The organism is Micromonospora sp. NPDC005299, from assembly GCF_042872345.1.
Lineage (GTDB): Bacteria > Actinomycetota > Actinomycetes > Mycobacteriales > Micromonosporaceae > Micromonospora.
Genome location: NZ_JBIAKG010000003.1, coordinates 220,216 through 242,497, shown reverse-complemented (window position 1 = coordinate 242,497; position 22,282 = coordinate 220,216). Strand labels below are relative to the sequence as shown.

The window sequence follows — 22,282 nt, the reverse complement described above, 5'->3', positions numbered from 1 at the left end:
TTCCCACGGGGGCCGATCGGCTATGGCGTCAGCGCGCGGCCGGGGGCTCCTGCCGGCGGCCGAGCACGTCGTCCAGAGCGCCGCGCTGGGCCGGCGTGCCGTGGTTGCCGGCGAGCAGCGCGTCCCGGATCTCGGTGAGCAACCGCACCTCCTCGCTGGGGGCCTTCGGCGGCGGCTCCTCGCCGCGCTTGCGCCGCTCGGCGAGCCGGTTCATCGGGTAGACGACCAGGAAGTACAGCGCCGCCGCGGTGAGCAGGAAGGTGATCGCGGCGTTGACGAAGGCCACCCAGTCGAACGGGATGCTGCGGAAGGTCGGGGTCGACCCGGTGATCCCGTTCTTGCTGCCGGTGATCAGCGCGATGAACACCCGGACCAGCGGTTCCAGGAACGACTTGGTGAGCTGGGTGACCACCCCGGTGAAGGCGGCACCGATGACGACACCGACCGCCAGGTCGACGACGTTGCCGCGCATGATGAAGTCTTTGAAGCCCTTGAGCATCCGCACTCCCGTGCTGTCCGAATTTCCGTCCGGGACAACCTATGCCCGGGAGGGGCCTTCGAGGAAAGCACCGGCCTCGATCGCCGCCCGGGCGGGGTCGCCGTCCCGGATGGCCTCGACCAGCCGGCCGTGGTCCACGTACCGCTCGGGCTCCAGGGTCTCGCCCATCGCCTGGGCGACGGTGCTGCGCAGCGCGGCGCCGACCGAGGCGTAGAGCTCGGCCAGCATGGCGTTGTGCGCGGCGGCCACCACCGCGGTGTGCAGCGCGGCGTCCGCCTCCACGAACTCACCGACCCGGCCGGAGCGCCAGGCGGCCTCCCGGGTGGCGAGCGCGCCGTCGAGCGCCACCAGGTCCTCGGGGGTACGCCGCAGCGCGGCGAGCCGGGCCGCCTCCACCTCGAAGGCGCGCCGGACCTCGATCACCTCGGCCATCCGGTCGTCGGTGAGCCGGCGGGCCACCACCGGGGCCAGTTCGTCGGTCGACACCACGTAGGTCCCGGAGCCCTGCCGGCACTCCAGCACCCCGGCGTGCACCAGTGCCCGGACCGCCTCGCGGACCGTGTTCCGCCCGACGCCCAGCGCGGCGACGAGCTGCGGCTCGGTGGGGATCTTCGCGCCCACCGGCCACTCGCCGCCGAGGATCCGGCCCCGGAGCTGCTCGATGGTCTGGCGCACCCGGTGGCCGCGCGGCGGCACGGCGACGGAATCGACGGCGGGTGTCACCGGTTACACCTTCTGCCGAAATTCATCCCATGATTGTAGGTTCGAGGTCATGACCCCGCCACCCCCGTCCACCGCGGGCCCCGTCACCAACATGCCCACCACCGACGTGACGCCCGGGCCGGCCCCGGCCCCGGCCGCCGCCCCCGCGCCGCAGGCCACCCCGGCCCGCGGCGGCCTGCTGGTCCTGGTCGGCATGCTGCTCGTCGCGGTCAACCTGCGCGCCGCGGTGACCAGCCTGGGTGCCCTGCTCGACGAGATCCGCGACGGGCTCGGCCTCTCCGGCGCGACGGCCGGCCTGGTCACCACGCTGCCCACCATCGCCTTCGCCGGGCTCGGCGCGCTCACCCCGTGGCTGGTCCGCCGCTGGCCCGCCGCCCGGGTGCTGGTGGTGGCCATGGTCGCGCTGACCGTCGGGCAGGTGCTCCGCGTGGTCACCGACTCGACGGCGGTCTTCGTGCTCACCAGCGCGCTCGCGCTGGCCGGCATCGCGGTCGCGAACATCCTGCTGCCGATGCTGGTCAAGCAGCACTTCCCGCACCGCACCGGGCTGGTCACCGGGGCGTACACGATGGCCCTGACCGTGGGCACGACGGTGGCCGCCGCCTCGGCGGTGCCGATCGCCCACGCCTTCGGCTCCTGGCGGGCCGGGCTCGGCGTCTGGGCCGGGCTGGCCGCGGTGGCCGTCCTCCCGTGGGTGCCGCTGGCGCTGCGGGCCCGCGGCGCGCGACGCACGGCGACCCCGGCGGTGACCGCCGCCGCGCCGGCGCCGGTGCGGCCGGCGCGGACCCGGCTCGGCTGGGCCATGGCGGTGTACTTCGGGGCGCAGTCGCTCAGCGGGTACGCGATCATGGGCTGGCTGGCCCAGCTCTTCCGGGACGCCGGCTACGCACCGGAGGCGGCCGGCCTGCTGCTCGCCGGGGTGACCGCGCTCGGCGTGCCGGTGGCGCTCATGATGCCGGCCCTGGCCGGCCGGCTGCCCACGCTGCGCCCGCTGGTGCTGTCGCTGACCGCGTTCTCCACGGCCGCGTACATCGGCCTGGCGCTCGCGCCGCACGGCCTCGCGCCGCTCTGGGTGCTGCTGCTGGCCTTCGGTCAGGGCGCGTTCCCGCTGATCCTGACCACGATCGGCCTGCGCGCCCGGACCGCCGAGGGCACGGTCGCGCTCTCCGCCTTCGCGCAGAGCACCGGCTACGTGATCGCCGCGCTCGGCCCGCTGCTGGTCGGCATCCTCTACGAGGCGACCGGGGGCTGGACCGCGCCGATCGGCTTCCTGCTGGTGGCGCTCGCCGTGCAGACGGCGGCGGGCATGGTGATCGCCCGTCCCCGGCACATCGAGGACGAGCGCTGAGGGGAGAAGGTCAGGAGGAGGAGGCCGGCGTGGGGTCGCCCGCCACGGCCTGCTCCACCGTCGGGTAGGTGTGCAGCACCTCGACCAGGCCGCTCACCTCAAGGATGCGGAGCACGCCGCGCTGCGGGGCGGCCAGCCGGACCACGCCGCCGGCCTCGTCGCAGCTGTTCTTGGCGCGTACGAACACCGACAGCCCGGTGGAGTCGCAGAACGACACCTCGGCCAGGTCGAACACGAGGCGGTTGCGCCCCTTGTCCAGCAGGTCCGTGATCTGGTCCTGGAGCTGCGGTGCCGTCGCCATGTCCAGCTCGCCCGCGACCGACACGACGACCACGTCGCCGCGCTGTTCCGTGTGCACCGTCAGGGACATTCGCCGACCTCCTGTGTTCGGTGGAACGGTATCCCACGAAGCTGGCGGCGTGCAGAACGGGAGCCGAGAAGGGTGCCGTCGATCATTTCTTTGCTCCGCGACAACTAGTGCCGCGGACCCCGGTGATAGAGTCCGCCCGTCCAGAGTTCAGGGAGGTCAACATGGCGTTGAGCGCCGAACAGAGTGGTCGGCTCGCCCGCCTGCTGACCGAGCACGCCGACCGGCTGACCGCGCGCTGGACAGAGATCGTGGCGAGCTCGCTGCGTGGCCGGCTCAGCCAGGCGGAACTGGCGCGGCAGGCGCGGGAGTTGCACCGCAGCCTCATCGACGCCGGGCAGCACGGGCTCGCCGACCTGGCCGACGAGCACGGCGGCGAGCTGCGGGCCGTGCTGGCCGAGCTCTCCGCCAGCCGGGCCCGGCAGGGCTTCAGCGCCACCGAGACCGCGATCAGCGTGTTCGCGCTCAAGGACGCGCTGCTGGAGCTGATGGAGCAGGACAAGGACGCGGGCACCCTCCGCGACTTCGTCGCCATCTCCGCCCTGATCGACCAGATGGGGCTGTTCACCTTCGAGAGCTTCGTGCGCACCCGCGAGGGCCTGATCGCCGACCAGGCGGAGCAGCTGCTGGAGCTGTCCACCCCGGTGGTGAAGCTGTGGGAGGGCGTGGTCGCCGTCCCGCTGGTCGGCACCCTCGACTCGGCCCGCGCCCAGGTGGTGATGGAGCGGCTGCTCCAGACCCTGGTCGACACGGGCTCGCCGTACGCGATCATCGACATCACCGGCGTGCCGGCGGTGGACACCCAGGTCGCCCAGCACATCCTCAAGACCGTGGTGGCCGCCCGGCTGATGGGCGCCGACTGCATCATCTCCGGCATCCGGCCGCAGATCGCCCAGACGATCGTGGCCCTGGGCATCGAGTTCGGCGACATCGCCACCAAGGCGAGCCTGGCCGACGCGCTGCGCCACGTGCTGCGCCTGACCGGCGTCGAGACCCCCGCCCGCCGCGCGCGCCGGGAGTTCTGATGGAGCGGGTGCCGATCCTCAAGATCGGCGACATCCTGCTGGTCTCCATCCAGGTCGACATGTCCGACCAGACGGCGATCCAGCTCCAGGACGACCTGGCCGAGCGGATCGTCGCCACCGGCTCGCACGGCGTGATCATCGACATCACGGCGCTGGACATCGTCGACTCCTTCGTCGGCCGGATGCTCTCCGCCATCGCGTCCATCTCCAAGGTGCTGGACGCCGAGACGGTGGTGGTTGGGATGCGTCCCGCCGTCGCCATCACCCTGGTCGAGCTCGGGCTGTCGCTCAACGGCATCCGTACCGCGTTGAACGTCGAGCGCGGCATGGAGCTGATCGCGGCGAGCCGGGGCGACGAGTGGGACGAGGCGGACGACGAGGACACCGAGACGACGGCAACGCCGTGACCGCCGGCGTCGACCTGGGGGTGCCGGCGACCCAGGCGATCCGCAGCGACGAGGACGTGGTCCGGGTGCGGCAGCTGGTGCGTACCACCGCCGTCGCGGGCAAGCTCTCGCTGGTCGACCAGACCAAGCTGGTCACCGCCGCCAGCGAGCTGGCCCGCAACACGTTGATCTACGGCGGCGGGGGCAGCGCGGAGGTGACCACGGTGGAGGACGGCCGCCGGCGCGGGGTCCGCGTCGTCTTCGCCGACCAGGGGCCGGGCATCGCCGACCTCGACGAGGCCTTCACCGACGGCTTCACCACCGGTGGTGGGCTGGGCCTGGGGCTCAGCGGCGCCCGCCGGCTGGTCGACGACTTCGACATCTGGACCGCCGTGGGTGAGGGCACCCGGATCACCGTCACCAAGTGGTCCCGATGATCGGCGACGTGGTCGCCGACCACGGTCTCTGGTTCCGGGTGGAGAGCGGCGCCACGGCGAGCAGCGTGCGGCGGGCCGCCGAGCGGCTCGGCCGGCAGGTGGAACTCGGTGAGCAGCGCGTCGCCGACCTGGCCATCGTCGCCGCCGAGATCACCAGCAACCTGGTGAAGCACGCCCAGGAGGGCACCCTGCTGCTCCGGCCGGTACGCCGGGGCGGTCGGGCCGGGGTGGAACTGGTGGCGATCGACTCCGGCCCTGGCATGGCCGACCTCGCCCTCTCCTCGGCGGACGGGCACTCCACCACCGGCACCCTCGGCATCGGCCTCGGCGCGATCGTCCGGCAGGCGAGCCGGTTCGACGGCTACTCCCTGCCCGGCCGGGGCACCGTGCTGGTCGTCCAGGTCTGGGACGGTCCGGTCCCCGAGCCGGACTGGGCCGGCGCGCTGGCCCGGCCGATCACCGGCGAGCAGGTCAGCGGCGACGGGTACGCGGTGCGGGTGGTCGACGGCCGACGGCAGGTGCTGGTCTGCGACGGCCTCGGGCACGGCCCGCTGGCCGCCGCCGCCACCGGAGCCGCGCTGGCCGCCTTCCGGACGGCGCCGGCCGGGTCGCCGGCCACCGTGGTGCAGCACCTGCACCGGGCCATGTCGCACACCCGTGGCGCCGCCCTGGCGGTGGCCGAGCCGGACCCCGTGTCGGGCTTGCTGCGGTACGCCGGGCTCGGCAACATCGCAGCCATGATCGTGGCCGCGGGCGAGCGGCGGCGGGGCCTCGTCTCGCTGCCCGGCATCGCCGGACACCAGCGCCCCTCGGTGCGGGAGTACGACTACCCGTTCCCGTCCGGCGCGACCCTGGTGATGCACAGCGACGGCGTGACGGACCGCTGGGACCTGGCCGACTACCCCGGCCTGGCCAGCCGTGCGCCACTGCTGGCCGCCGCCACCCTGATTCGCGACGCCGGGATCCGCCGCGACGACGCCTGCGTCCTGGTCGCCCGGGCGGAGCCGTGACCCGGCCGTCCGCCCAGGACCCGCTGCTGCAGATGGGGCTCCGGGTGGAGCAGGACATCTTCCTGGTCCGGCAGCGCGGCCGGGAGGTGGCCGCCGCGGTCGGGCTGGAGCACCAGGACCAGGTACGCCTGGCCACCGCGCTCAGCGAGGTGGCCCGCGACCTGCTGCGCGCGGTCGGCGGCGCGGACGTCACCTTCGCGGTCGTCGTCGACGCCCACACCGGCCAGCCGGTGCTCCGGGTCGATCTGGCCCCCGTTCGCCCGCTGCCGGACGGCCGCTACGAGCCGCAGTCCGGTGCGGTGGCGCGTCTGGTGGACTTGCTGGGTGTGGTGACCGCCGGGGACGATACGGTCGTGAGGATGTCCCGACGAGTCCCGGCGCAGGCGCCGCCGTTCACGCCGGAGCGCCTCGCCCAGCTCCGGACCGAGCTGGCCAGCAGCGCTCCGGGCACCGCCCTGGACGAGTTGGCCGCGCAGAACACGCAGCTCGTCGCCGCCCTCGACGAGGTCCGCAGCCATCGCGACGAGCTGGAGGTGCTCAACTCCGAGCTCCAGGAGACCAACCGGGGCGTCATGGCGCTCTACAACCAGCTCACCGAGGAGCTGGAGGAGACCAACCGCGGCGTGGTGGCGCTCTACGCCGAGCTGGACGAGAAGTCCGCCCAGCTCCGCGCCGCCAGCGAGTCGAAGAGCCGGTTCCTGGCCAACGTGAGCCATGAGCTGCGCGCCCCGGTGACCGCGATCATCGGGCTGGCCCGGCTGCTCGCCGACTCCGCCTCCGACCCGCTCACCGCCGAGCAGGCCCGGCAGGTGGGGCTGATCCGGTCGTCCGCGGCCGACCTGCTCGGCCTGGTCAACGAGCTGCTCGACCTGGCCAAGGCCGAGTCCGGCCGGCTCGAACCGAACTGGGCCGAGGTGGACCTGCGCGCGCTGTTCGGGCAGCTCCGCGGCACGCTGCGGGCGCTGGCCACCCGGCCCGAGGTGGAGCTGGTGGTGGAGGAGCCGCCCGCCCCGGCGGCGGTCCGCTCGGACGAGGTGCTGCTCGCCCAGGTGCTGCGCAACCTGCTGCACAACGGGCTCAAGTTCACCGAGCGGGGTGCGGTGCGGTTGCGGGCGGAACGCCAGGGCGAACTCTGGTCGCTGACGGTCACCGACACCGGCGCGGGCATCCCGCCGGAGCTGCACGAGCGGATCTTCGAAGAGTTCTACCAGGTGCCCGGCACGACCCGGGTCGGCGGCACCGGCCTCGGCCTGCCGTACGCGCGGCGGCTGGTCACGCTGCTCGGCGGGACGCTCAAGCTGGCCAGCGAACCGGGCCGGGGCAGCACCTTCACCGTGGTCCTACCCGTGGGCGGAGCCTGACGGTGGGGGGCGGCCCGGCGACCGTGCTGGTGGTCGACGACAGCAGTCCGAAGCGGTACCTGCTGGTGCACTGGCTGACCCGGGCGGGCTTCGCCACCCTGGAGGCGGAGAACGGCGCCGAGGCGCTGGACCGGGTACGCAAGGACCGCATCGACCTCGTGGTGCTCGACGTCCGGCTGCCGGACATGAGCGGCTTCGAGGTCTGCGAGCTGATCAAGGAGTTCCGTCCGTCGACCCCGGTCATCCACGTCTCCGCGCACGCCGTGGACGTGGTGGACCGGGCGCAGGGGCTGACCCGGGGCGCGGACGCGTACCTGGCCGAGCCGATCGAGCCGGAGGAACTGGTCGCCACCGCGCATGCGGTGCTCCGCTACTACCAGGCCCGGCAGCGGGCCGAACTGCTCGCCGAGCGGCTGGCCGCGCTGGCCGACGCGACCGTGGAGATGCACGCGGCGTCGAGCTTCGGCCGGCTGCTGGAGGCGGCGGCCGCCGGCGCGGCACGGATCTTCAAGAGCCCGGCGGCCGTGGTGGCGGAGACGTTCGACGGGGACTGCCTGGCCGGAGTGACCGTCGGGCCGGAGGCGCCGCCGGTGATCGTGCCGTGGACGGTGGACGACACCGGCCAGCCGCTCGGCACCCGGGTCCGGGTCGACGACCCGGCCACCTGGGACCTGACCGCCTGGCCCGAAGGCGACACGCTGACCGTGGCCGCCACCCGGCTCCGGGAGGACCGGGCCTCGCTCTACGTGGTGGTGCCGACCGCCACCCAGACCGTACGCACCCCGGTGCTGGTGCAGCTCGCCCAGGCGGTCGCCTCGGCGGTCGAGGCGCAGCGCTCCTTCGACCAGGAGCATCGCATCGCGGTGACCCTCCAGCGCAGCCTGCTGCCCCGCCGGCTGCCCGAGGTCGCCGGCCTCGACCTGGCCGTCCGCTACGAGCCGGCGAGCGCCCAGACCGAGGTGGGCGGGGACTTCTACGAGCTGGTGATGCTCGACGGGCACCTGCTGATGGCGATCGGCGACGTGGCCGGGCACTCCCTGCACGCCGCCACGGTGATGGCCGAGCTGCGACACGCGGTGCGTGCGTATGCGGTCGAGGGGCATCCGCCGGGGGTGATCCTGGACCGGGTCAACGAGCTGATGCGTACCCTGCTGCCGACCGAGCTGGCGACCCTCTGCCTGCTGCTGCTCGATCCGGGCAGCGGGCTGATCCGGCTGGCCAGCGCCGGGCACCTGCCGGCCCTGATCAGCAGCGACGGGCGGACCGAGTTCGTGCAGCAGCCCGCCCCGCTGCTCGGGGTGCGCGCGCCCCGCCCGCCGGACCTGGAGTTCGTGCTGCCGGCCGGGGCCACGCTGGTCCTCTACACCGACGGGCTGATCGAGCGGCGGGACGCCACGATCGACGAGGGCATGGCGGCGCTCGCCGCGGTCGCCGCCCGGGTCGACGACGACCTCGACGAGTTCTGCCAACGGCTGCTGGTCGAACTGGCGCCGCCGGAGATCCAGGACGACGTCGCGGTGGTGGCCCTCCGCCGCCGCTGAGCCCCCGGGGTCACCCGCCGCGCGAGGCCGCCAGCGAGCGGGCGTACGCGGCCGGCGACACCCCGGCCACCGCGGTGAACTCGCGGACCAGGTGAGCCTGGTCGGCGTACCCCAGATCGGCGGCGACCCGCGACCAGTCCAGCGGCCCGGCGGCGGCCTGCTCGATCGCCTCCTGGAGCCGGTAGCGGCGGATCACCCACTTCGGACCGACGCCGACGTGCTCCAGGAACAGCCGCTGGAGGCGCCGGGTGGAGACCTCGTGCCGCCCGGCGAAGTCGTCGACGCGCAGGACGCTCCGGTCGGCGCGGATCTCCTCGACCAGGGCGGTGGCCTCGGCGGTGAGCGGGTCCGGCGCCGGCTGCCAGGCGGTGAGCAGGTCGTCGAGTCGGCGGCACCGCTCCTCGTCCGTGCCCGGGCAGACCGGCCCGGCGGCGAACGGTCCGGTGGGGGCCGCGCCGGCCGGTGGTGGCCCGGCGGGCAGTGGGAGGCGCCGGCCGGTCAGCTCGGAAACCGGGCGGCGCCAGAAGGGGCGGAAGCCACCCGGCCGGAACTTGACGGCGGTCACCCTGCCGGTGCCGTGCAGGGTGACCGTGAACAGGCCGGTGTCCACCCCGGTGAGTTCGCCGTGCTCCGGCCCGCCGGCCTGGGCCTGGAACACCACGTTGACCGCCGGGTGCGGGACGATCCGCTGGACGAACGGTTCGGTCAGCGCCCAGTCGACCAGCCAGTAGTGCTCGACCCAGGGCTGCAGCGCCGGGGCGGCCAGCAGGCGCCGGAAGCGGACCCGCCGCAGCAACCGGCCGGGGTCGAGAATCCCCCTGCTGTCCCGCCGCGGTTCATGTCGCATTTCTTCAAGACCGCCCTCATACGCTGGTCCTATGACCACGAAGACTAGTGAGCTGCTGGCCGTCGCCGCGCCCCGCACGGCGGCGGTGGTCCAGGGCATCTCCGACGACCAGCTCGGCCTGCCCACCCCGTGCCCCGACTACACGGTGCGCGACCTGCTCAACCACCTCTTCGACGTGGTGGTGAACTTCCAGGACCTGGCCGCCCGGCGGGAGGTGGACTGGGCGGCCAAGACCGACCACCTGACCGAGGGCTGGCGCGACCGGTTCGCGACCGAGAGTGCCCGCCTGACGCGGGCGTGGGCCGACCCGGCGGCGCTGGAGGGCGTCTCGCCGGGCATGGGGCTGCCGCAGGAGACCGTCGGTCACATGGCCCTGATCGACCTCGTCGTGCATGGCTGGGACCTGTCCCGGGCGACCGGCCAGCGGCTGGAGGTCGACCCGGCGGTGCTCGCGGCGGGGCACGGCTTCATGGACCGGATGGGCGACACCGGGCAGAAGATGGGCGCCTTCGGCGAACCCGTACCGACCAGTGCCGAGCCGACCACGCTGGACGCCCTGCTCGGCCGGGCCGGCCGCGACCCCGCCTGGACTCCCTGACCCGACCGGCCCGTACGGCGACGCGCCCGTACGGGCCGCTCTTGACACCACTATTCACTCAACGAATAGTGTGGGGCGTGTCCACTCAGCACGTACTGCTCGGGCTGCTCGCGCGCGGCCCCCGACACGGCTACGAGCTGAAGCGCGCCCACGACGAGCGGCTGCCCCGGGCCCGGCCGCTCGCCTTCGGGCAGGTCTACGCCACCCTGGCCCGGCTCCAGCGGGACGGCCTGGTCGCCCCGGCCGGGCAGGCCCGCGAGGGCGGCCCCGACCGCACGTCCTACGCGCTCACCGGGGAGGGGCGGGCCGCGCTCGACCGGTGGCTGGCCACCGTCGAGCCGCCGATGCCGTACGTGGCGAGCACCCTCTTCGCCAAGGTGGTGGTCGCGCTCATGGTGGCCGACGTCGAGCGGGCCCGCGCCTACCTGGTCGCCCAGCGGCGGGCGCACACCGAGCGGCTGCGCGAGCTGACCGCGGTGAAGACGGCCCCCGCGGCCGACCTCGACGAGGTGATCGCGGCCGACTTCGCCATCGCCCATCTCGACGCCGACCTGCGGTGGCTGCACACCACCCTCGACCGGGTCGCCGACTGGCACCGGGAGGTGCATTCGTGAGTTTCCTGGAGGCGCGCGGCGTGGTCCGCGCGTACGGGAGGACGCCGGCCCTGCGCGGCGTGACGCTCGACGTGGCCGAGGGCGAGATCCTCGCCGTCACCGGCCCGAGCGGCTGCGGCAAGTCCACCCTGCTGCACTGTCTCGCCGGCATCCTGCGCCCGGACGCCGGGCAGGTCACCTGGCGTGGGGAGCGGATCGACGAGTGGTCGGAGTCGGCCCGGTCCCGGCTGCGGCGCACCGAGTTCGGGGTGCTCTTCCAGTTCGGTCAGCTCGTCGCCGAGCTGACCGCGGCGGAGAACGTCGCCCTTCCGCTGCTTCTCGCCGGCACGGGGCGGCGAGAGGCGCGGACGGCGGCGCTCACCTGGCTGGAGCGGCTGGGTGTGGCCGAGGTCGCCGACGCCTCGCCGGGCGAGATGTCCGGCGGGCAGCAGCAGCGGTGTGCCCTGGCCCGGGCCCTGGTCACCGAGCCGCGGGTGCTCTTCGCCGACGAGCCCACCGGCGCGCTGGACACCCTCACCGGCGAGCAGGTCCTCACCCAGCTCGTCCGGCTCGCCCGGGAGCAGCGCACCACCGTCGTGCTGGTCACCCACGAGCCGCGGATCGCCGCGTACGCCGACCGCGAGGTGACCCTGCGCGACGGGGCGGTCGACCAGTCGGGCCTCGGCCTCGACGCGCCGGTGCCCGGCGGCCACCGGTGAGCCCGGGCACCCTGCTCCAGCTCGCCCGCGCCGGCACCCGGACCGACACCGCCCGGGTCGCGCTGACCGCGCTGAGCGCCGCCCTGGCCACGCTCGCGGGCCTGGCCGCGCTTACCGTGCTGGCCATACCTACCCCGCCGGCCACCGACGACAACTCCGTCCGCTGGTCCCTCCAGTACACCAACGGGCTGCTGCGCGAGCCCGGCCTGCGTGGCGGCCTGGCGTTCGCCCTGCTGCTGCTCGTCGTGCCGGTGCTCGGGCTGGCCGGGCAGTGCGCCCGGCTCGGCGCGCCGGCCCGGGACCGGCGCCTGGCCGCGTTCCGGTTGGCCGGGGCGACCCCGCACCAGGTCACCCGGATCGCGGCCGCGGAGACCGTGCTGGCCAGCCTGCTCGGCACCGTCGGCGGCCTCGCCGCCTTCCTGGTCGGGCGTCGGCTGCTGCACCGGCCCGGCGCCGACGGGCGGCTGCCGCTGCCCACCGACGTCCACCCGGCCCCGCCGGCCGTGCTGGCCGTGGTGCTCGGCCTGCCGCTGCTCGCCGCCCTGGTCAGCGCGGTGCTGCTGCGCCGGGTCACCACCACCCCGTTCGGCGTGGTCCGTCGGGTCCGCACCCGGGCACTCTGGCCGTGGCCGGGCCTGCTGATCCTGGTGGGGCTGGCCCTGTTCGCCGCGTTCCGGCCGGTGGGCCTCTGGTACGAGCGGCGGCACACCCAGCCGCCGTCCTGGCTGCTGCCGGCGTTGCTGATCCTCGGCGCCCTCGCCGCCATGATCGGGGTGATCGCCGGCACCGGCTGGCTCTCCCACGCCACCGGCCGCCTGCTGCACCGCTACGGCCGCCGCCCGGCCGCGCTGCTCGCCGCGCGCCGGCTGACCGCCGACCCGTGGGCGGGCAGCCGGACCTTCGCCGCCCTGCTGGCGGCCCTGGTCTTCGGCGCGGGCGCCGCCGGCACCCGCGCCGACTTCCTGGCCACCATGGAGCTCAACCGCCTGACCGGCGCGGGGCTCGCCGGCTCGGACTCCTTCTACCTCGGCGCGCTGGATCTGGTCGACCTGACCGTCGCCGTCTCCGTGGCGATCGCGGGCGGCGGCCTGCTGGTGGCGGTCGTCGAGGGCATCGCCACCCGACGCCGGGCGTACGCGGCGCTGGTGGCAACCGGGGTGCCGCGCGCCACCATCGGACGCTCGCTGCTCTGGCAGTCGCTCGCCCCGGCCGTGCCCGCCATCGGCCTCGCACTGGCCGTCGGCTACCTGCTCGTCCGGGGCGCGTTCCCCGCGCCGACCGGCGGCGGCTACGCGCAGGAGGTCTGCGACGCGGGCGAGCGGCTCTGCGGGAACCCGGACACCCGGGCCCGCTACACCCGCACCGAGTGGGTGCCCGAGGTGACCGTCCCGCCGCACGTACCGTGGGAGCAGCTGGCCTGGTTCGCGGCCGGCGGGCTGGCGGCGGTGCTGCTCACCGTCGGCGTCGGCCTGCTCTTCCTGCGCGCCAGCACCACCGTGGAGGAGCTGCGCACGACCTGACGTGACGCGGGCTGCGCCACCAGCGCTGTTTGGCTCGGGAGGCCCGGGGGCGTGGCCTCCCGCACCGCGGTGGTCGGCAACCGCCTCCGCTGGCAGCGGATGGTCCGCACCGGCGAAGCAGCGGCGCTGGTGCAGGGAGGCTCCTGCTGAACGCCTCCGGCGGCGGCGGGGCCACCCGTTGGCAGGGCAGGTCCGGTCAGTGGCCGCCGAGGAGGCCGGCGGACCAGGAGACGGCCAGGCCGATCAGCGCCGAGCAGCAGCAGACCACCAGGGCGGAGGCGACCACCCCGAGGATCAGCCAGACGGGGGCGCGCCGGGCCGGCCCCGGTCCGCTTTCCGCCCGCTGCTCGTCCTCGCTCACCCGGGCAGTGTAGGCGCCGGGCGTGGGGCGGCGGCCGATCCCGGCGCGCGGCAGGATGGGGCGATGGAGCTGGTCTCGATCGCCGACGTCCGCGCCGCCGCCGAGGACGTCGCCGGCGCCGTGGTGCGCACCCCGCTGCTGCCGACGCTCTGGGACGACGAACTGTGGCTCAAACCGGAGAGCCTGCAACCGGTCGGCTCGTTCAAGCTTCGTGGGGCGACCCACGCAGTGGCCCGGCTCGACCCGGCCGCCCGGTCCCGGGGCGTGGTGACCCACTCCTCCGGCAACCACGGGCAGGCCCTGGCGTACGCGGCCCGGGCGTTCGGCGTGCCGTGCACGGTGGTCGTGCCGGAGGGCGCGCCGCGGGTCAAGGTGGAGCGGATGCGGGCGCTGGGCGCGGACGTGCGGCTCGTCCCGCCGGCCCGCCGGCTCGCCGAGGCCGAGCGGATCGTCGTCGACACCGGGGCCGTGCTGGTGCCGCCGTTCGACCATCCGTGGATCATCGCCGGGCAGGGCACCGTCGGCCTGGAGATCGTCGCCGACCTGCCCGACGTGGACGTGGTGCTGGTGCCGGTGGGTGGCGGCGGGCTCTCCTCGGGCGTGGCCACCGCGGTCAAGGCGCTGCGCCCGTCCGCCGCCGTGATCGGGGTCGAGCCGCTGCTCGCCGCCGACGCCCGCGACTCCCTGGCCGCCGGTGAGGTGGTGGTCTGGGAGGTCGAACGCACCTACCGGACCTGCGCGGACGGGCTGCGCACCACCCTGTCCGAGCTGACCCTGGCCCACCTGCGGGACCGGCTCGACGGCATCGTCACGGTGACCGAGGACGAGATCGTCGCGGCGATGGGACGGCTGCTCGGCGAGGCCCGGCTGGTGGCCGAGCCGAGCGGCGCGGTCGCGCTGGCCGCCCGGCTCTTCCACCGGGACGAGCTGCCGCCGGGGCGTACGGTCGCGGTGGTCACCGGCGGCAACGCCGACCCGCACGTGCTGGCCCCGCTGCTGGGCTGAGGGGCGGTTGCCGCCCCTCAGCCCGACGGTCAGGCACGGCCCAGCCGGTCCAGGATCCAGGCGTTGACGAACGCCTCCTCGCGCCAGGCGTCGTACCGGCCGCTGGGACCGCCGTGGCCGGCACCCATCTCGATCTTGAGTAGGTAGTCGCCCTGCGGGGCGACCGCCCGCAGCCGGGCGATCCACTTGGCCGGCTCGTGGTAGAGCACCCGGGTGTCGTTGAGGCTGGTCACCGCGAGGATCGCCGGGTAGTCCACCTCGGTCACGTTCTCGTACGGCGTGTACGACTTCATGTACGCGTAGACCTCGGGGTCGTCGAGCGGGTTGCCCCACTCCTCCCACTCGGTGACCGTCAGCGGCAGCGACGGGTCGAGGATCGAGGTGAGCGCGTCCACGAACGGCACCTGCGCGACGATCCCGGCAAACGCGTCCGGGGCGAGGTTGGCCACCGCGCCCATCAGCAGGCCGCCGGCCGAGGCGCCCCGGGCGACCAGCCGGTCACCGGCCGTCCAGCCGGCCTTGACCAGGTGCCGGGCACAGGCCACGAAGTCGGTGAAGGTGTTCTTCTTGGCCAGCAGCTTGCCCTCGTCGTACCAGCGCCGGCCCAGCTCGCCGCCGCCGCGGATGTGCGCCACCGCGAAGATCACGCCCCGGTCGAGCAGGCTGAGCCGGGCGATGGAGAACCAGGGGTCCATGCTCGCCTCGTAGGACCCGTAGCCGTAGATGACGGCGGGGGCGGAGCCGTCGCGCGGGGTGCCCGTGCGGCAGACCAGCGAGATCGGCACCCGGGTGCCGTCGTCGGCGAGCGCCCAGTCCCGGTGCTGCTCGTAGTCGGCCGGGTCGTACTCGCGCCCGTCCGGGCCGGGCCGCACCGGCTTCCGCCGGCGCAGCACCATCTGCCGGGTGACCAGGTCGTAGTCGTAGACCGAGTCCGGTGTGACCAGCGAGGTGTAGCGCAGCCGCACCTCCGCCGTGCGGTATTCCGGGTTGGCGTCGAGCCCGACGCTGTAGAGCGGCTCGGGGAAGTCGATGTCGAAGCTGTCGCCGCCGCCGACCGGCAGCACCCGCAGCCCGGTCAGCCCGTTGCTGCGCAGCGAGACGACCAGGTGGTTCTCGAACGCGTCGACGGCCTCCAGCCGGGTGCCGGGGGTGTGCGGGATCAGTGGCGTCCAGTCGCCCGGGGCGTCCGCCGAGGTGTACGCCAGCGCGAAGTCCTCCGCACCGTCGTTGTGCAGGATCAGGAAGCGGTGCCCGTGGTGCTCCACCGCGTACTCGACGCCCTGCCGGCGCGGTGCGACGACGGCCGGCTCGCCGGTGGGGTTGGCGGCCGGGATGACCCGTACCTCGCTGGTGATCTTGCTGTGGATGTCGATCAGCACGAAGCGCTCGGAGCGGGTCAGCTCGACGCCCACCCAGAACCGCTCGTCGTCCTCCTGGTGCACCACCACGTCCGCACCCGACGGGGTGCCCACCGTGTGCCGCCAGACCCGGTTCGGCCGCCAGGCGTCGTCGACGGTGACGTAGAACAGCGTCGAGGCGTCGCTCGACCAGGCGGTGCCGTAGAAGGTGTCCGGGATCTCGTCGGGAAGCACCTCGCCGGTCTGGAGATCCTTGACCCGAAGGTTGAAGCGCTCGTCGCCGGAGAAGTCGGTGGAGTAGGCCAGCCAGCGCCCGTCCGGGCTGACGTCGAACGCGCCGAGGGAGAAGAAGTCGTGCCCCTCGGCGAGCCGGTTGCCGTCGAGCAGCACCTCCTCGCCGTCGAGCGGGGCGCCGTCCGCGCTGACCGGCGGGGTGGTCTCGCCGTCGCGGACGGCACGGCGGCACTGCACGCCGTACTGCTGGCCCTCGACCGTGCGGGTGTAGTACCAGTAGCCGTCCTTGCGGGTCGGCACCGACAGGTCGGTCTCCTGGGTGCGCCGGCGGGTCTCCTCGAACAGCTCCGCGCGCAGCTCCGCCAGGTGCGCGGTGCGCGCCTCGGTGTACGCGTTCTCCGCGGTCAGGTAGGCGATCGTTTCCGGGTCGTCCTTGGCGGCGAGCCAGGCGTACTCGTCGACGACGGTGTCGCCGTGGTGGGTCCGGTCGGCCGGAACGCGCTTGGCGACGGGCACGGGCGACGGCTCCCGGTCGCGGGTCTTGGTGGTCACGGCGTCACGTTACCGGCCGGCGGGCCGCCGCCGCGGCCGCGCGCCGCCGCAATCCGCCGACTCGCCGCCAGGTCTTTCGAACATGTGTACGATAACCGCCATGGCGGCTGCAGCGCGATCCACCGACCGACCCGGAGCCCTCGACATCACCCGGAAGCTGGCGGAGATCTGCGGCCCGCCGTTCGCCCGCTTCGCCGGCCCGGCCGACGAGGTGGCCGGCCGGACGGCCCGCTGGGTGGCCGTGCCCGGCGGCCCGCACGCCGCGGCCGAGGTGCTCCGGCTGGCCGCGGCGCACGACCTGACCGTGGTGCCCCGCGGCGCCGGCACGAAGATCGACTGGGGTGCCGCCCCGGCGCAGGTCGACATCATGCTCGACACCGGCCGGCTGGCCGGGGTCTGGCACGAGCCGCAGGGCTCCGCGGTGGCCGAGATCGGCGCCGGCACCCCGCTGCGGGCGGTGCAGGCCACCCTGGAGCGCACCGGCCGGCGCCTCCCGGTCGACGCGCCCTCGCCCGGGGCGACCGTGGGCGGGGTGCTGGCCGCCGACGAGGCCGGCCCGCTGCGCCACCGACACGGCAGCCCGTGCGCCCAGCTCGTCGGGGTGCGCTACCTCGACGCCGACGGCGAACTGGTCAGCGTGGGAGAGCCCGGCACCGCGCTGCTCGGCCGGGCCGGGCCGGCGCGGGGCGGCGCGGCGGCACTCTTCGGCGCGGCCGAGGTGCCGGGGCTCGACGTGGCCCGGCTGCTCTGCGGCTCGCAGGGCGGCCTCGGGGTGCTGGTGTCGGCCACCATGCGGGTGCAGGCCGTGCCGGCCGGCCGGGTCTGGGTGTCCCGTCCCGTGTGGACCCCGCTGGAGGTGCACGACCTGGTCCGGGCGGTGCTCGCCGCCCGGCTCGACCCGGCGGCCGTCGAGCTGGACCTGCCGGTGCCGGTGCCGCTGCCGCGCCGGCGGATCCCCGCGTCCCACCCGTCCGTGGCCGGTCGACCCGACCACCCGGCGGTGACCGGGCGTCCGGGGCGGCCCGCCGCCGCGGGCAGCCTGGTGGTGCTCCTGGAAGGCGGCCCCGCCGACGTGGCGGAACGGGCCGACCGGCTCGCCGCGCTGCTCGGCCCCGAGGCCGTGGTCAACCACGCCGCCCCCGAGTGGTGGGGCCGCTACCCGTTCGCCCCCGGCGACACGGCGCTGCGGATCGAGGTGCCCATCAACGACCTGCACGCCGCCGTCTACGCGCTGCGCGACGCGGCCGGCACCCCCGTCCCGGTCCGCGGCTCGGCCGGGATCGGCGCCGTGCACGCCGCGCTGCCCGGCTCGCTGCCGCCCGAGCGGGTGGCCTCGATCCTCGCCGCCGTCCGGGGTGTGCTCCTGGCCCGCCAGGGCCGCTGCGTGGTGGTCTCCGCCCCCGCGCCGGTCCGCCGCGCCGTCGACCTCTGGGGCGAACTGCCCACCCTGCCCCGCCTCCGCAGGGCCAAGGCCCACCTCGACCCCCACCACCGCCTCGCCCCCGGCCGCCTCCCCGGCGGCCTGTAACCCCCACCCCTGCCTGCTGTTGCTGATCAAGAAGTTCGCGTCACGATCCGCCCCGTTCCCGACGCAAACTTCTTGATCAACAGCGCGGTGGCGCAGCCGCCCGCCTGTGGCGGAGTTGACCAAGAGGTTTGCGTCAGGACCGCGCCCGTCGTGGACGCAAACCTCTTGATCGACCGGGCGGGGGCGCCGTGGGCGATGTCCGCTCGCCGGCTGCTGCGTGCGCCGGGCGCCAGTGGCATGCGAGCCGACCGGTCGTGGGTCAGTGGCCTGCACGCCGACCGCTCGTGGTGCGCGCCGGCTGCTCGTGCGCCAGTCGTCTGTGCGCCGGTCGGCTGTGCGCCGGTCGGCTGGGGGAGCGGTACCCGGGCCGGGATGCCCGGCCCGGCGCGCACCTGCCCCCGCCCCTGGTCCGCCTTTGCTTGGCGCTGCCTCATCGATCATGAAGTTAGCGGCGACAAAAGGGGCAATCACGGCCGCTAACTTCATGATCGTCGGGCACGGGGTCGGGGCCGGGGCGGGGGCGGCCGCACGCCGAGGGGGAAAGGGGTCAGAGGGCGTCGTTGCGGAGGACCAGGACGGCGATGTCGTCGCGTGGGGGTTCGACGGAGAAGGCGATGGTGGTGGCGCGGAGGCGGGCGGCGATCACGTCCGCCGAGTAGCCGGCCAGGGGTGCCGCGGCCTCGCGCAGGCGGTCGGTGCCGAACAGTTCCCGGCCGCGCCGCCGCTCGGTGACCCCGTCGGTGTAGAAGATCAGCGCGTCGCCCGGCTTGAGCGCGATCTCGGCGGTCGGGGTGGCGATCGCGTCGAGCAGCCCGAGCGCCGTGCCGCCGGTGCCGACGAAGCCCGCCCCGCCGCCGCCGTGCAGCAGCACCGGCCGGTCGTGCCCGGCCAGGTGCAGGGAGACGTCGAGCTGGTCGCCGTCGCCGGGACCCACCGCCGCCAGCGCCAGCGTGCAGTAGCGGCCGCCACCCCGCTCGACCAGCGTCTCGTTGAGCCGGCCGAGCACCTCCGGCAGTGGCTTGCCGTCGCCGACCAGCACCCGGATCACGTCCCGGACCAGCCCGGTCACCGCCGCCGCCTGCACGCCCTTGCCGGAGACGTCGCCGACCACGACCAGCCACCGGCCGTCCGGCAGCGGCACCACGTCGTAGAAGTCGCCGCCGACCTCGGCGTCGTCGCCGGTCGGGACGTACTCGGCGGCGAAGCCGATGCCCTCGACCACCGGGAGCACCGGCGGCAGCAGCGACTGCTGAAGCGTCTGCGCGACGCGCCGGCGCTCGGCGTGGATCCGGGCGTTCTCGATGGCCAGGGCAGCCCGCCGGGCCACGTCCTCCAGCACCGAGACCTCGTCGGGGTCGTGCCGGTGCCGCTGGTGGCGGCCCACGGCCAGGGTGCCGAGCCGCTGCCCGCGGGCGATCAGGGGTACGGCGAAGCCCTCCATCGGCCCGCTCAGCGGCACCTGGGCCGCGCTCCGGGACGCCTCCCGCAGCCGGGCCTGGATCGAGTCGGGCCCGGTCTCCTGGAGCACCCGGTGCAGCTGCGGCAGCACCGACTCGTCGGCGTGGCTGGCCGCGGCGAGCCGCAGCCGCCCCCACTCGTCGCTGGTGTGCACCGCGCACCACTGGCCGAGCCGGGGCACCACGAGCTGCGGGACGAGCGCCATGGTCAGCTCGACGTCCAGCGACTGGGCGAGCAGCTCGCTCGCCTCGGCCAGGAAGGTCAGCCAGGCCGACCGGCGGACGTCGGCCCGGCGCAGCCGGTCGTTCTCCAGGTGCAGGGAGAGCCGCTCGGCGGCCAGCACCGCGAGGGGCCGGGCGTACGCGGAGGGCGCCGCGTCCAGCTCCAGCTCCCCGGCGTACGGGCGGTGCACGGCGAGCGGCACGCGCAGCAGCTCGTTGCCCTCCCGGGGCTGCCGGCCGTAGCGGGCGAGCACCTGGCTGCCCTGCCCGTCGCCGCGGTCCAGCCGCACCACGCCGCCGGCCGCGCCGACCATCTCGGCGACCCGGGTCAGCAGCCCGGCGGCGAATTCGGGCAGCGGGTCGTCCGCGTACGGGTCGGGGATGGTCTGCATCAGCTCGCTCATCGCGGCGGCGCTCGGGGTGCCCCCGTCGGTCGGCGCCAGGGCGGTGAGCGGGGCACGGGTTTCGGCCGGCCGGGTGGCCGCCCCGAGGTCGGGCCGGTCGAGCCGGAACCAGACGCCCTTCCCGGTGGGCAGGTAGGTGGTGCCCCACCGGCTGGCGAAGTGGTCGACCAGCAGCAGCCCGCGCCCGCGCTCGGCGACCTCGGTGATGTCGGAGGTGGTGTTCCGCACACCGACCATCAGCTCGTCGACGGGGCCGGAGGCGAAGTCGGTGACCGTGACGGTGAGGCCCGCCGGGTCGGCTTCGACCTCGATGTCCAGTTCGGTGCGCGCGTGTTCGACCGCGTTGGTGGTGAGTTCGGTGGTCAGCAGCAGCGCCTCGTTGAGCAGTTCGTGCAGGTCCGCCTCGGCGAGCACGGACCGCACCAGCGCCCGGGCCGCCGCGGGCGTGCGCCGGTCGGCGGGGAGGCGGACGCGCCGGATGTGTTCGTCCGAGCCGCCGTTCATCGCCGGCCCCGCCTCCGCTGACACCTTCATATCCTCCACCGCCGCCGCCCCGGGTGCCAAGCCGCTCCGCCGATCCGGTCGGCACGGGACAGATCGGGCGCGGCGCGCGGTCGGAGCCCGCGACCTCGACGGGACACGCGGCAGAATGGTGGGATGGCCGCGTGTCGGCACGAGCCGGATGGCCCCCGAGCTGAGCGAGGAATGATGACCACGGCGAAACAGTCGGTAGCCGCGGACAACTCCGCGTCCGACCACGAGGCGCTTCTCGGCGAGCTGGTGGAGGCGCTGCGACGGGTCCGTCGCGGCGACCTCCGGGTCCGGCTGCCCCGACGGGCCGGCCTGGCCGGCGAGGTGGCGGACTCCTTCAACGACGTGGTGTCGCTGCAGGAGCGGCAGCACCTGGACCTGCGCCGGATCAGTCGGGTGGTCGGCCGCGACGGCCGGCTCACCGAGCGGCTCGACGACGAGGGCCTGGACGGCTCCTGGGCGGAGGGGCAGCGGGCGGTCAACTCGCTGATCGACGACCTGGGCCGCCCGACCACGGAGATCGCCCGGGTGATCGTGGCGGTGGCCGACGGCGACCTGTCCCAGCACATGGCGCTGGAGATCGACGGCCGCCCGCTGCGCGGTGAGTACCTGCGCATCGGCCGGACCGTGAACACCATGGTCGACCAGCTGTCGTCGTTCGCCGACGAGGTGACGCGGGTGGCCCGGGAAGTGGGCACCGAGGGCAAGCTGGGCGGCCAGGCGGACGTGCGCGGCGTGGCCGGCACCTGGAAGGACCTCACCGACTCGGTGAACACCATGGCGTCGAACCTCACCGGTCAGGTGCGGTCGATCTCCCAGGTGGCGACGGCGGTGGCGAAGGGCGACCTGTCGCAGAAGATCACGGTGGGCGCGCGCGGCGAGGTGGCCGAGCTGGCCGACACGATGAACTACCTCACCGACACGCTTCGGCTCTTCGCCGAGCAGGTGACCCGGGTGGCCCGCGAGGTGGGCACCGAGGGCAAGCTCGGCGGCCAGGCGGACGTGCCGAACGTGGCCGGCACCTGGAAGGACCTGACCGACAGCGTCAACTCGATGGCGTCGAACCTGACCAGCCAGGTCCGCAACATCGCCCAGGTCTCGACCGCGGTGGCCCGCGGCGACCTCTCTCAGAAGATCACCGTGGCCGCCCAGGGCGAGATCCTGGAGCTGAAGGACACCGTGAACACGATGGTCGACCAGCTCTCGTCGTTCGCGGACGAGGTGACCCGGGTGGCCCGGGAGGTGGGCATCGAGGGAAAGCTCGGCGGCCAGGCGCAGGTGCGCGGGGTCTCCGGCACCTGGCGCGACCTGACCGAGAACGTGAACCAGCTCGCCGGCAACCTGACCAGCCAGGTCCGGAACATCTCGCAGGTGTCCACGGCGGTGGCCAAGGGCGACCTGTCGCAGAAGATCACGGTGGACGCGCAGGGCGAGATCCTGGAGCTGAAGAACACCGTGAACACGATGGTCGACCAGCTGTCGTCGTTCGCCGACGAGGTGACGCGGGTCGCGCGTGAGGTGGGCACCGAGGGCAAGCTCGGCGGTCAGGCCCAGGTGAAGGGCGTGAGCGGCACCTGGCGGGACCTGACCGACAACGTGAACTCGATGGCGTCGAACCTGACCAGCCAGGTGCGGAACATCGCCTCGGTCACCACC

General features: G+C 74.5%; 21 protein-coding genes. 14 read left to right on the top strand and 7 right to left on the bottom strand.

Annotation, left to right across the window (positions count from 1 at the left end; translation table 11 throughout):
* Nucleotides 1-28: 28 nt before the first annotated feature.
* Both mscL and ACFYPD_RS10425 read right to left on the bottom strand, forming a co-directional pair.
* A complete protein-coding gene (gene mscL, locus ACFYPD_RS10430; protein WP_387111128.1) occupies nt 29-499 on the bottom strand; it encodes a large conductance mechanosensitive channel protein MscL in 471 nt (156 codons plus the stop codon).
* A gap of 39 nt (nt 500-538) precedes the next feature.
* Nucleotides 539-1,222: a FadR/GntR family transcriptional regulator gene (locus tag ACFYPD_RS10425; protein ID WP_387111125.1), complete on the bottom strand. Its 684-nt coding sequence runs from the start codon at nt 1,220-1,222 to the stop codon at nt 539-541.
* Nucleotides 1,223-1,271: 49 nt separating this feature from the next.
* Here ACFYPD_RS10425 and ACFYPD_RS10420 point away from each other — a divergent pair, with 49 nt between their 5' ends.
* Nucleotides 1,272-2,570: an MFS transporter gene (locus tag ACFYPD_RS10420; protein WP_387111122.1), complete on the top strand. Its 1,299-nt coding sequence runs from the start codon at nt 1,272-1,274 to the stop codon at nt 2,568-2,570.
* Between the two features lie 10 nt (nt 2,571-2,580).
* Here the strand turns inward: ACFYPD_RS10420 and ACFYPD_RS10415 are convergent, their stop codons facing one another.
* Complete coding sequence (locus tag ACFYPD_RS10415) at nt 2,581-2,940, bottom strand: STAS domain-containing protein (RefSeq protein WP_091264111.1); 360 nt, start codon at nt 2,938-2,940, stop codon at nt 2,581-2,583.
* A gap of 161 nt (nt 2,941-3,101) precedes the next feature.
* On the opposite strand from ACFYPD_RS10415, the gene ACFYPD_RS10410 reads away from it, so the two are divergent.
* Genes ACFYPD_RS10410 through ACFYPD_RS10385 form a run of 6 tightly spaced genes read left to right on the top strand, consistent with a single transcriptional unit; the run spans nt 3,102 to nt 8,697 of the window.
* Nucleotides 3,102-3,962, top strand: coding sequence for an STAS domain-containing protein (locus ACFYPD_RS10410; protein ID WP_387111119.1), 861 nt, complete (start codon nt 3,102-3,104; stop codon nt 3,960-3,962).
* Nucleotides 3,962-4,369 (top strand): STAS domain-containing protein, encoded by a 408-nt coding sequence (locus tag ACFYPD_RS10405; protein WP_387111116.1) that lies wholly within the window; start codon nt 3,962-3,964, stop codon nt 4,367-4,369. Before ACFYPD_RS10410 ends, ACFYPD_RS10405 begins: the two co-directional genes overlap by 1 nt.
* On the top strand, nt 4,366-4,785 hold the full coding sequence (locus ACFYPD_RS10400) for an ATP-binding protein (RefSeq protein WP_387111113.1): 420 nt from the start codon (nt 4,366-4,368) through the stop codon (nt 4,783-4,785). The genes ACFYPD_RS10405 and ACFYPD_RS10400 overlap by 4 nt, the downstream gene beginning before the upstream one ends.
* The gene (locus ACFYPD_RS10395; RefSeq protein WP_387112327.1) at nt 4,782-5,795 is read left to right on the top strand and encodes an ATP-binding SpoIIE family protein phosphatase; all 1,014 of its coding nucleotides are present in this window, start codon (nt 4,782-4,784) and stop codon (nt 5,793-5,795) included. Before ACFYPD_RS10400 ends, ACFYPD_RS10395 begins: the two co-directional genes overlap by 4 nt.
* A gap of 32 nt (nt 5,796-5,827) precedes the next feature.
* The gene (locus tag ACFYPD_RS10390) at nt 5,828-7,156 is read left to right on the top strand and encodes an ATP-binding protein (protein WP_387112324.1); all 1,329 of its coding nucleotides are present in this window, start codon (nt 5,828-5,830) and stop codon (nt 7,154-7,156) included.
* Nucleotides 7,157-7,158: 2 nt separating this feature from the next.
* Nucleotides 7,159-8,697, top strand: coding sequence for a SpoIIE family protein phosphatase (locus ACFYPD_RS10385; protein WP_387111110.1), 1,539 nt, complete (start codon nt 7,159-7,161; stop codon nt 8,695-8,697).
* Nucleotides 8,698-8,707: 10 nt separating this feature from the next.
* Here ACFYPD_RS10385 and ACFYPD_RS10380 read toward each other — a convergent pair whose 3' ends face one another.
* On the bottom strand, nt 8,708-9,544 hold the full coding sequence (locus ACFYPD_RS10380) for a DUF6597 domain-containing transcriptional factor (protein WP_387111108.1): 837 nt from the start codon (nt 9,542-9,544) through the stop codon (nt 8,708-8,710).
* Nucleotides 9,545-9,575: 31 nt separating this feature from the next.
* On the opposite strand from ACFYPD_RS10380, the gene ACFYPD_RS10375 reads away from it, so the two are divergent.
* From ACFYPD_RS10375 to ACFYPD_RS10360, 4 genes are all read left to right on the top strand, one after another.
* Nucleotides 9,576-10,142 (top strand): TIGR03086 family metal-binding protein, encoded by a 567-nt coding sequence (locus ACFYPD_RS10375; RefSeq protein WP_387111105.1) that lies wholly within the window; start codon nt 9,576-9,578, stop codon nt 10,140-10,142.
* 77 nt (nt 10,143-10,219) lie between these two features.
* Nucleotides 10,220-10,756: a PadR family transcriptional regulator gene (locus ACFYPD_RS10370; protein ID WP_387111103.1), complete on the top strand. Its 537-nt coding sequence runs from the start codon at nt 10,220-10,222 to the stop codon at nt 10,754-10,756.
* A complete protein-coding gene (locus tag ACFYPD_RS10365; protein WP_387111100.1) occupies nt 10,753-11,454 on the top strand; it encodes an ABC transporter ATP-binding protein in 702 nt (233 codons plus the stop codon). The genes ACFYPD_RS10370 and ACFYPD_RS10365 overlap by 4 nt, the downstream gene beginning before the upstream one ends.
* A complete protein-coding gene (locus tag ACFYPD_RS10360) occupies nt 11,451-12,974 on the top strand; it encodes an FtsX-like permease family protein (RefSeq protein ID WP_387111097.1) in 1,524 nt (507 codons plus the stop codon). Before ACFYPD_RS10365 ends, ACFYPD_RS10360 begins: the two co-directional genes overlap by 4 nt.
* A 196-nt stretch (nt 12,975-13,170) precedes the next feature.
* On the opposite strand, the gene ACFYPD_RS10355 is transcribed toward ACFYPD_RS10360, so the two are convergent.
* Entirely contained in the window at nt 13,171-13,335 is a 165-nt protein-coding gene (locus ACFYPD_RS10355) for a hypothetical protein (RefSeq protein WP_387111095.1), read from the bottom strand.
* A gap of 63 nt (nt 13,336-13,398) precedes the next feature.
* Between ACFYPD_RS10355 and ACFYPD_RS10350 the strand changes: the two genes are divergently transcribed.
* The gene (locus tag ACFYPD_RS10350) at nt 13,399-14,340 is read left to right on the top strand and encodes a threonine/serine dehydratase (protein ID WP_387111092.1); all 942 of its coding nucleotides are present in this window, start codon (nt 13,399-13,401) and stop codon (nt 14,338-14,340) included.
* Between the two features lie 29 nt (nt 14,341-14,369).
* Here ACFYPD_RS10350 and ACFYPD_RS10345 read toward each other — a convergent pair whose 3' ends face one another.
* Nucleotides 14,370-16,484 carry a S9 family peptidase gene (locus ACFYPD_RS10345; RefSeq protein WP_387111089.1) on the bottom strand — a complete coding sequence of 705 codons (2,115 nt, stop codon included), beginning with the start codon at nt 16,482-16,484 and terminating at the stop codon, nt 14,370-14,372.
* Between the two features lie 100 nt (nt 16,485-16,584).
* Between ACFYPD_RS10345 and ACFYPD_RS10340 the strand changes: the two genes are divergently transcribed.
* Complete coding sequence (locus ACFYPD_RS10340; protein ID WP_387111086.1) at nt 16,585-18,012, top strand: FAD-binding oxidoreductase; 1,428 nt, start codon at nt 16,585-16,587, stop codon at nt 18,010-18,012.
* 547 nt (nt 18,013-18,559) lie between these two features.
* Here ACFYPD_RS10340 and ACFYPD_RS10335 read toward each other — a convergent pair.
* The gene (locus ACFYPD_RS10335) at nt 18,560-20,623 is read right to left on the bottom strand and encodes a SpoIIE family protein phosphatase (protein ID WP_387111084.1); all 2,064 of its coding nucleotides are present in this window, start codon (nt 20,621-20,623) and stop codon (nt 18,560-18,562) included.
* 180 nt (nt 20,624-20,803) lie between these two features.
* Here ACFYPD_RS10335 and ACFYPD_RS10330 point away from each other — a divergent pair.
* A partial coding sequence (locus ACFYPD_RS10330) for a HAMP domain-containing protein (RefSeq protein WP_387111081.1) occupies nt 20,804-22,282 on the top strand: 1,479 nt, incomplete at its 3' end.

Excerpts from the sequence above, each read along its gene's own strand:
- ACFYPD_RS10390 (WP_387112324.1), top strand. The coding sequence starts at position 5,828 with ATGGGGCTCCGGGTGGAGCAGGACATCTTCCTGGTCCGGCAGCGCGGC.
- ACFYPD_RS10410 (WP_387111119.1), top strand. The coding sequence starts at position 3,102 with ATGGCGTTGAGCGCCGAACAGAGTGGTCGGCTCGCCCGCCTGCTGACC.
- ACFYPD_RS10420 (WP_387111122.1), top strand. The coding sequence starts at position 1,272 with ATGACCCCGCCACCCCCGTCCACCGCGGGCCCCGTCACCAACATGCCC.
- ACFYPD_RS10405 (WP_387111116.1), top strand. The coding sequence starts at position 3,962 with ATGGAGCGGGTGCCGATCCTCAAGATCGGCGACATCCTGCTGGTCTCC.
- ACFYPD_RS10340 (WP_387111086.1), top strand. The coding sequence starts at position 16,585 with ATGGCGGCTGCAGCGCGATCCACCGACCGACCCGGAGCCCTCGACATC.
- ACFYPD_RS10380 (WP_387111108.1), bottom strand. The coding sequence starts at position 9,544 with ATGCGACATGAACCGCGGCGGGACAGCAGGGGGATTCTCGACCCCGGC.
- ACFYPD_RS10395 (WP_387112327.1), top strand. The coding sequence starts at position 4,782 with ATGATCGGCGACGTGGTCGCCGACCACGGTCTCTGGTTCCGGGTGGAG.
- mscL (WP_387111128.1), bottom strand. The coding sequence starts at position 499 with ATGCTCAAGGGCTTCAAAGACTTCATCATGCGCGGCAACGTCGTCGAC.
- ACFYPD_RS10415 (WP_091264111.1), bottom strand. The coding sequence starts at position 2,940 with ATGTCCCTGACGGTGCACACGGAACAGCGCGGCGACGTGGTCGTCGTG.
- ACFYPD_RS10375 (WP_387111105.1), top strand. The coding sequence starts at position 9,576 with ATGACCACGAAGACTAGTGAGCTGCTGGCCGTCGCCGCGCCCCGCACG.
- ACFYPD_RS10350 (WP_387111092.1), top strand. The coding sequence starts at position 13,399 with ATGGAGCTGGTCTCGATCGCCGACGTCCGCGCCGCCGCCGAGGACGTC.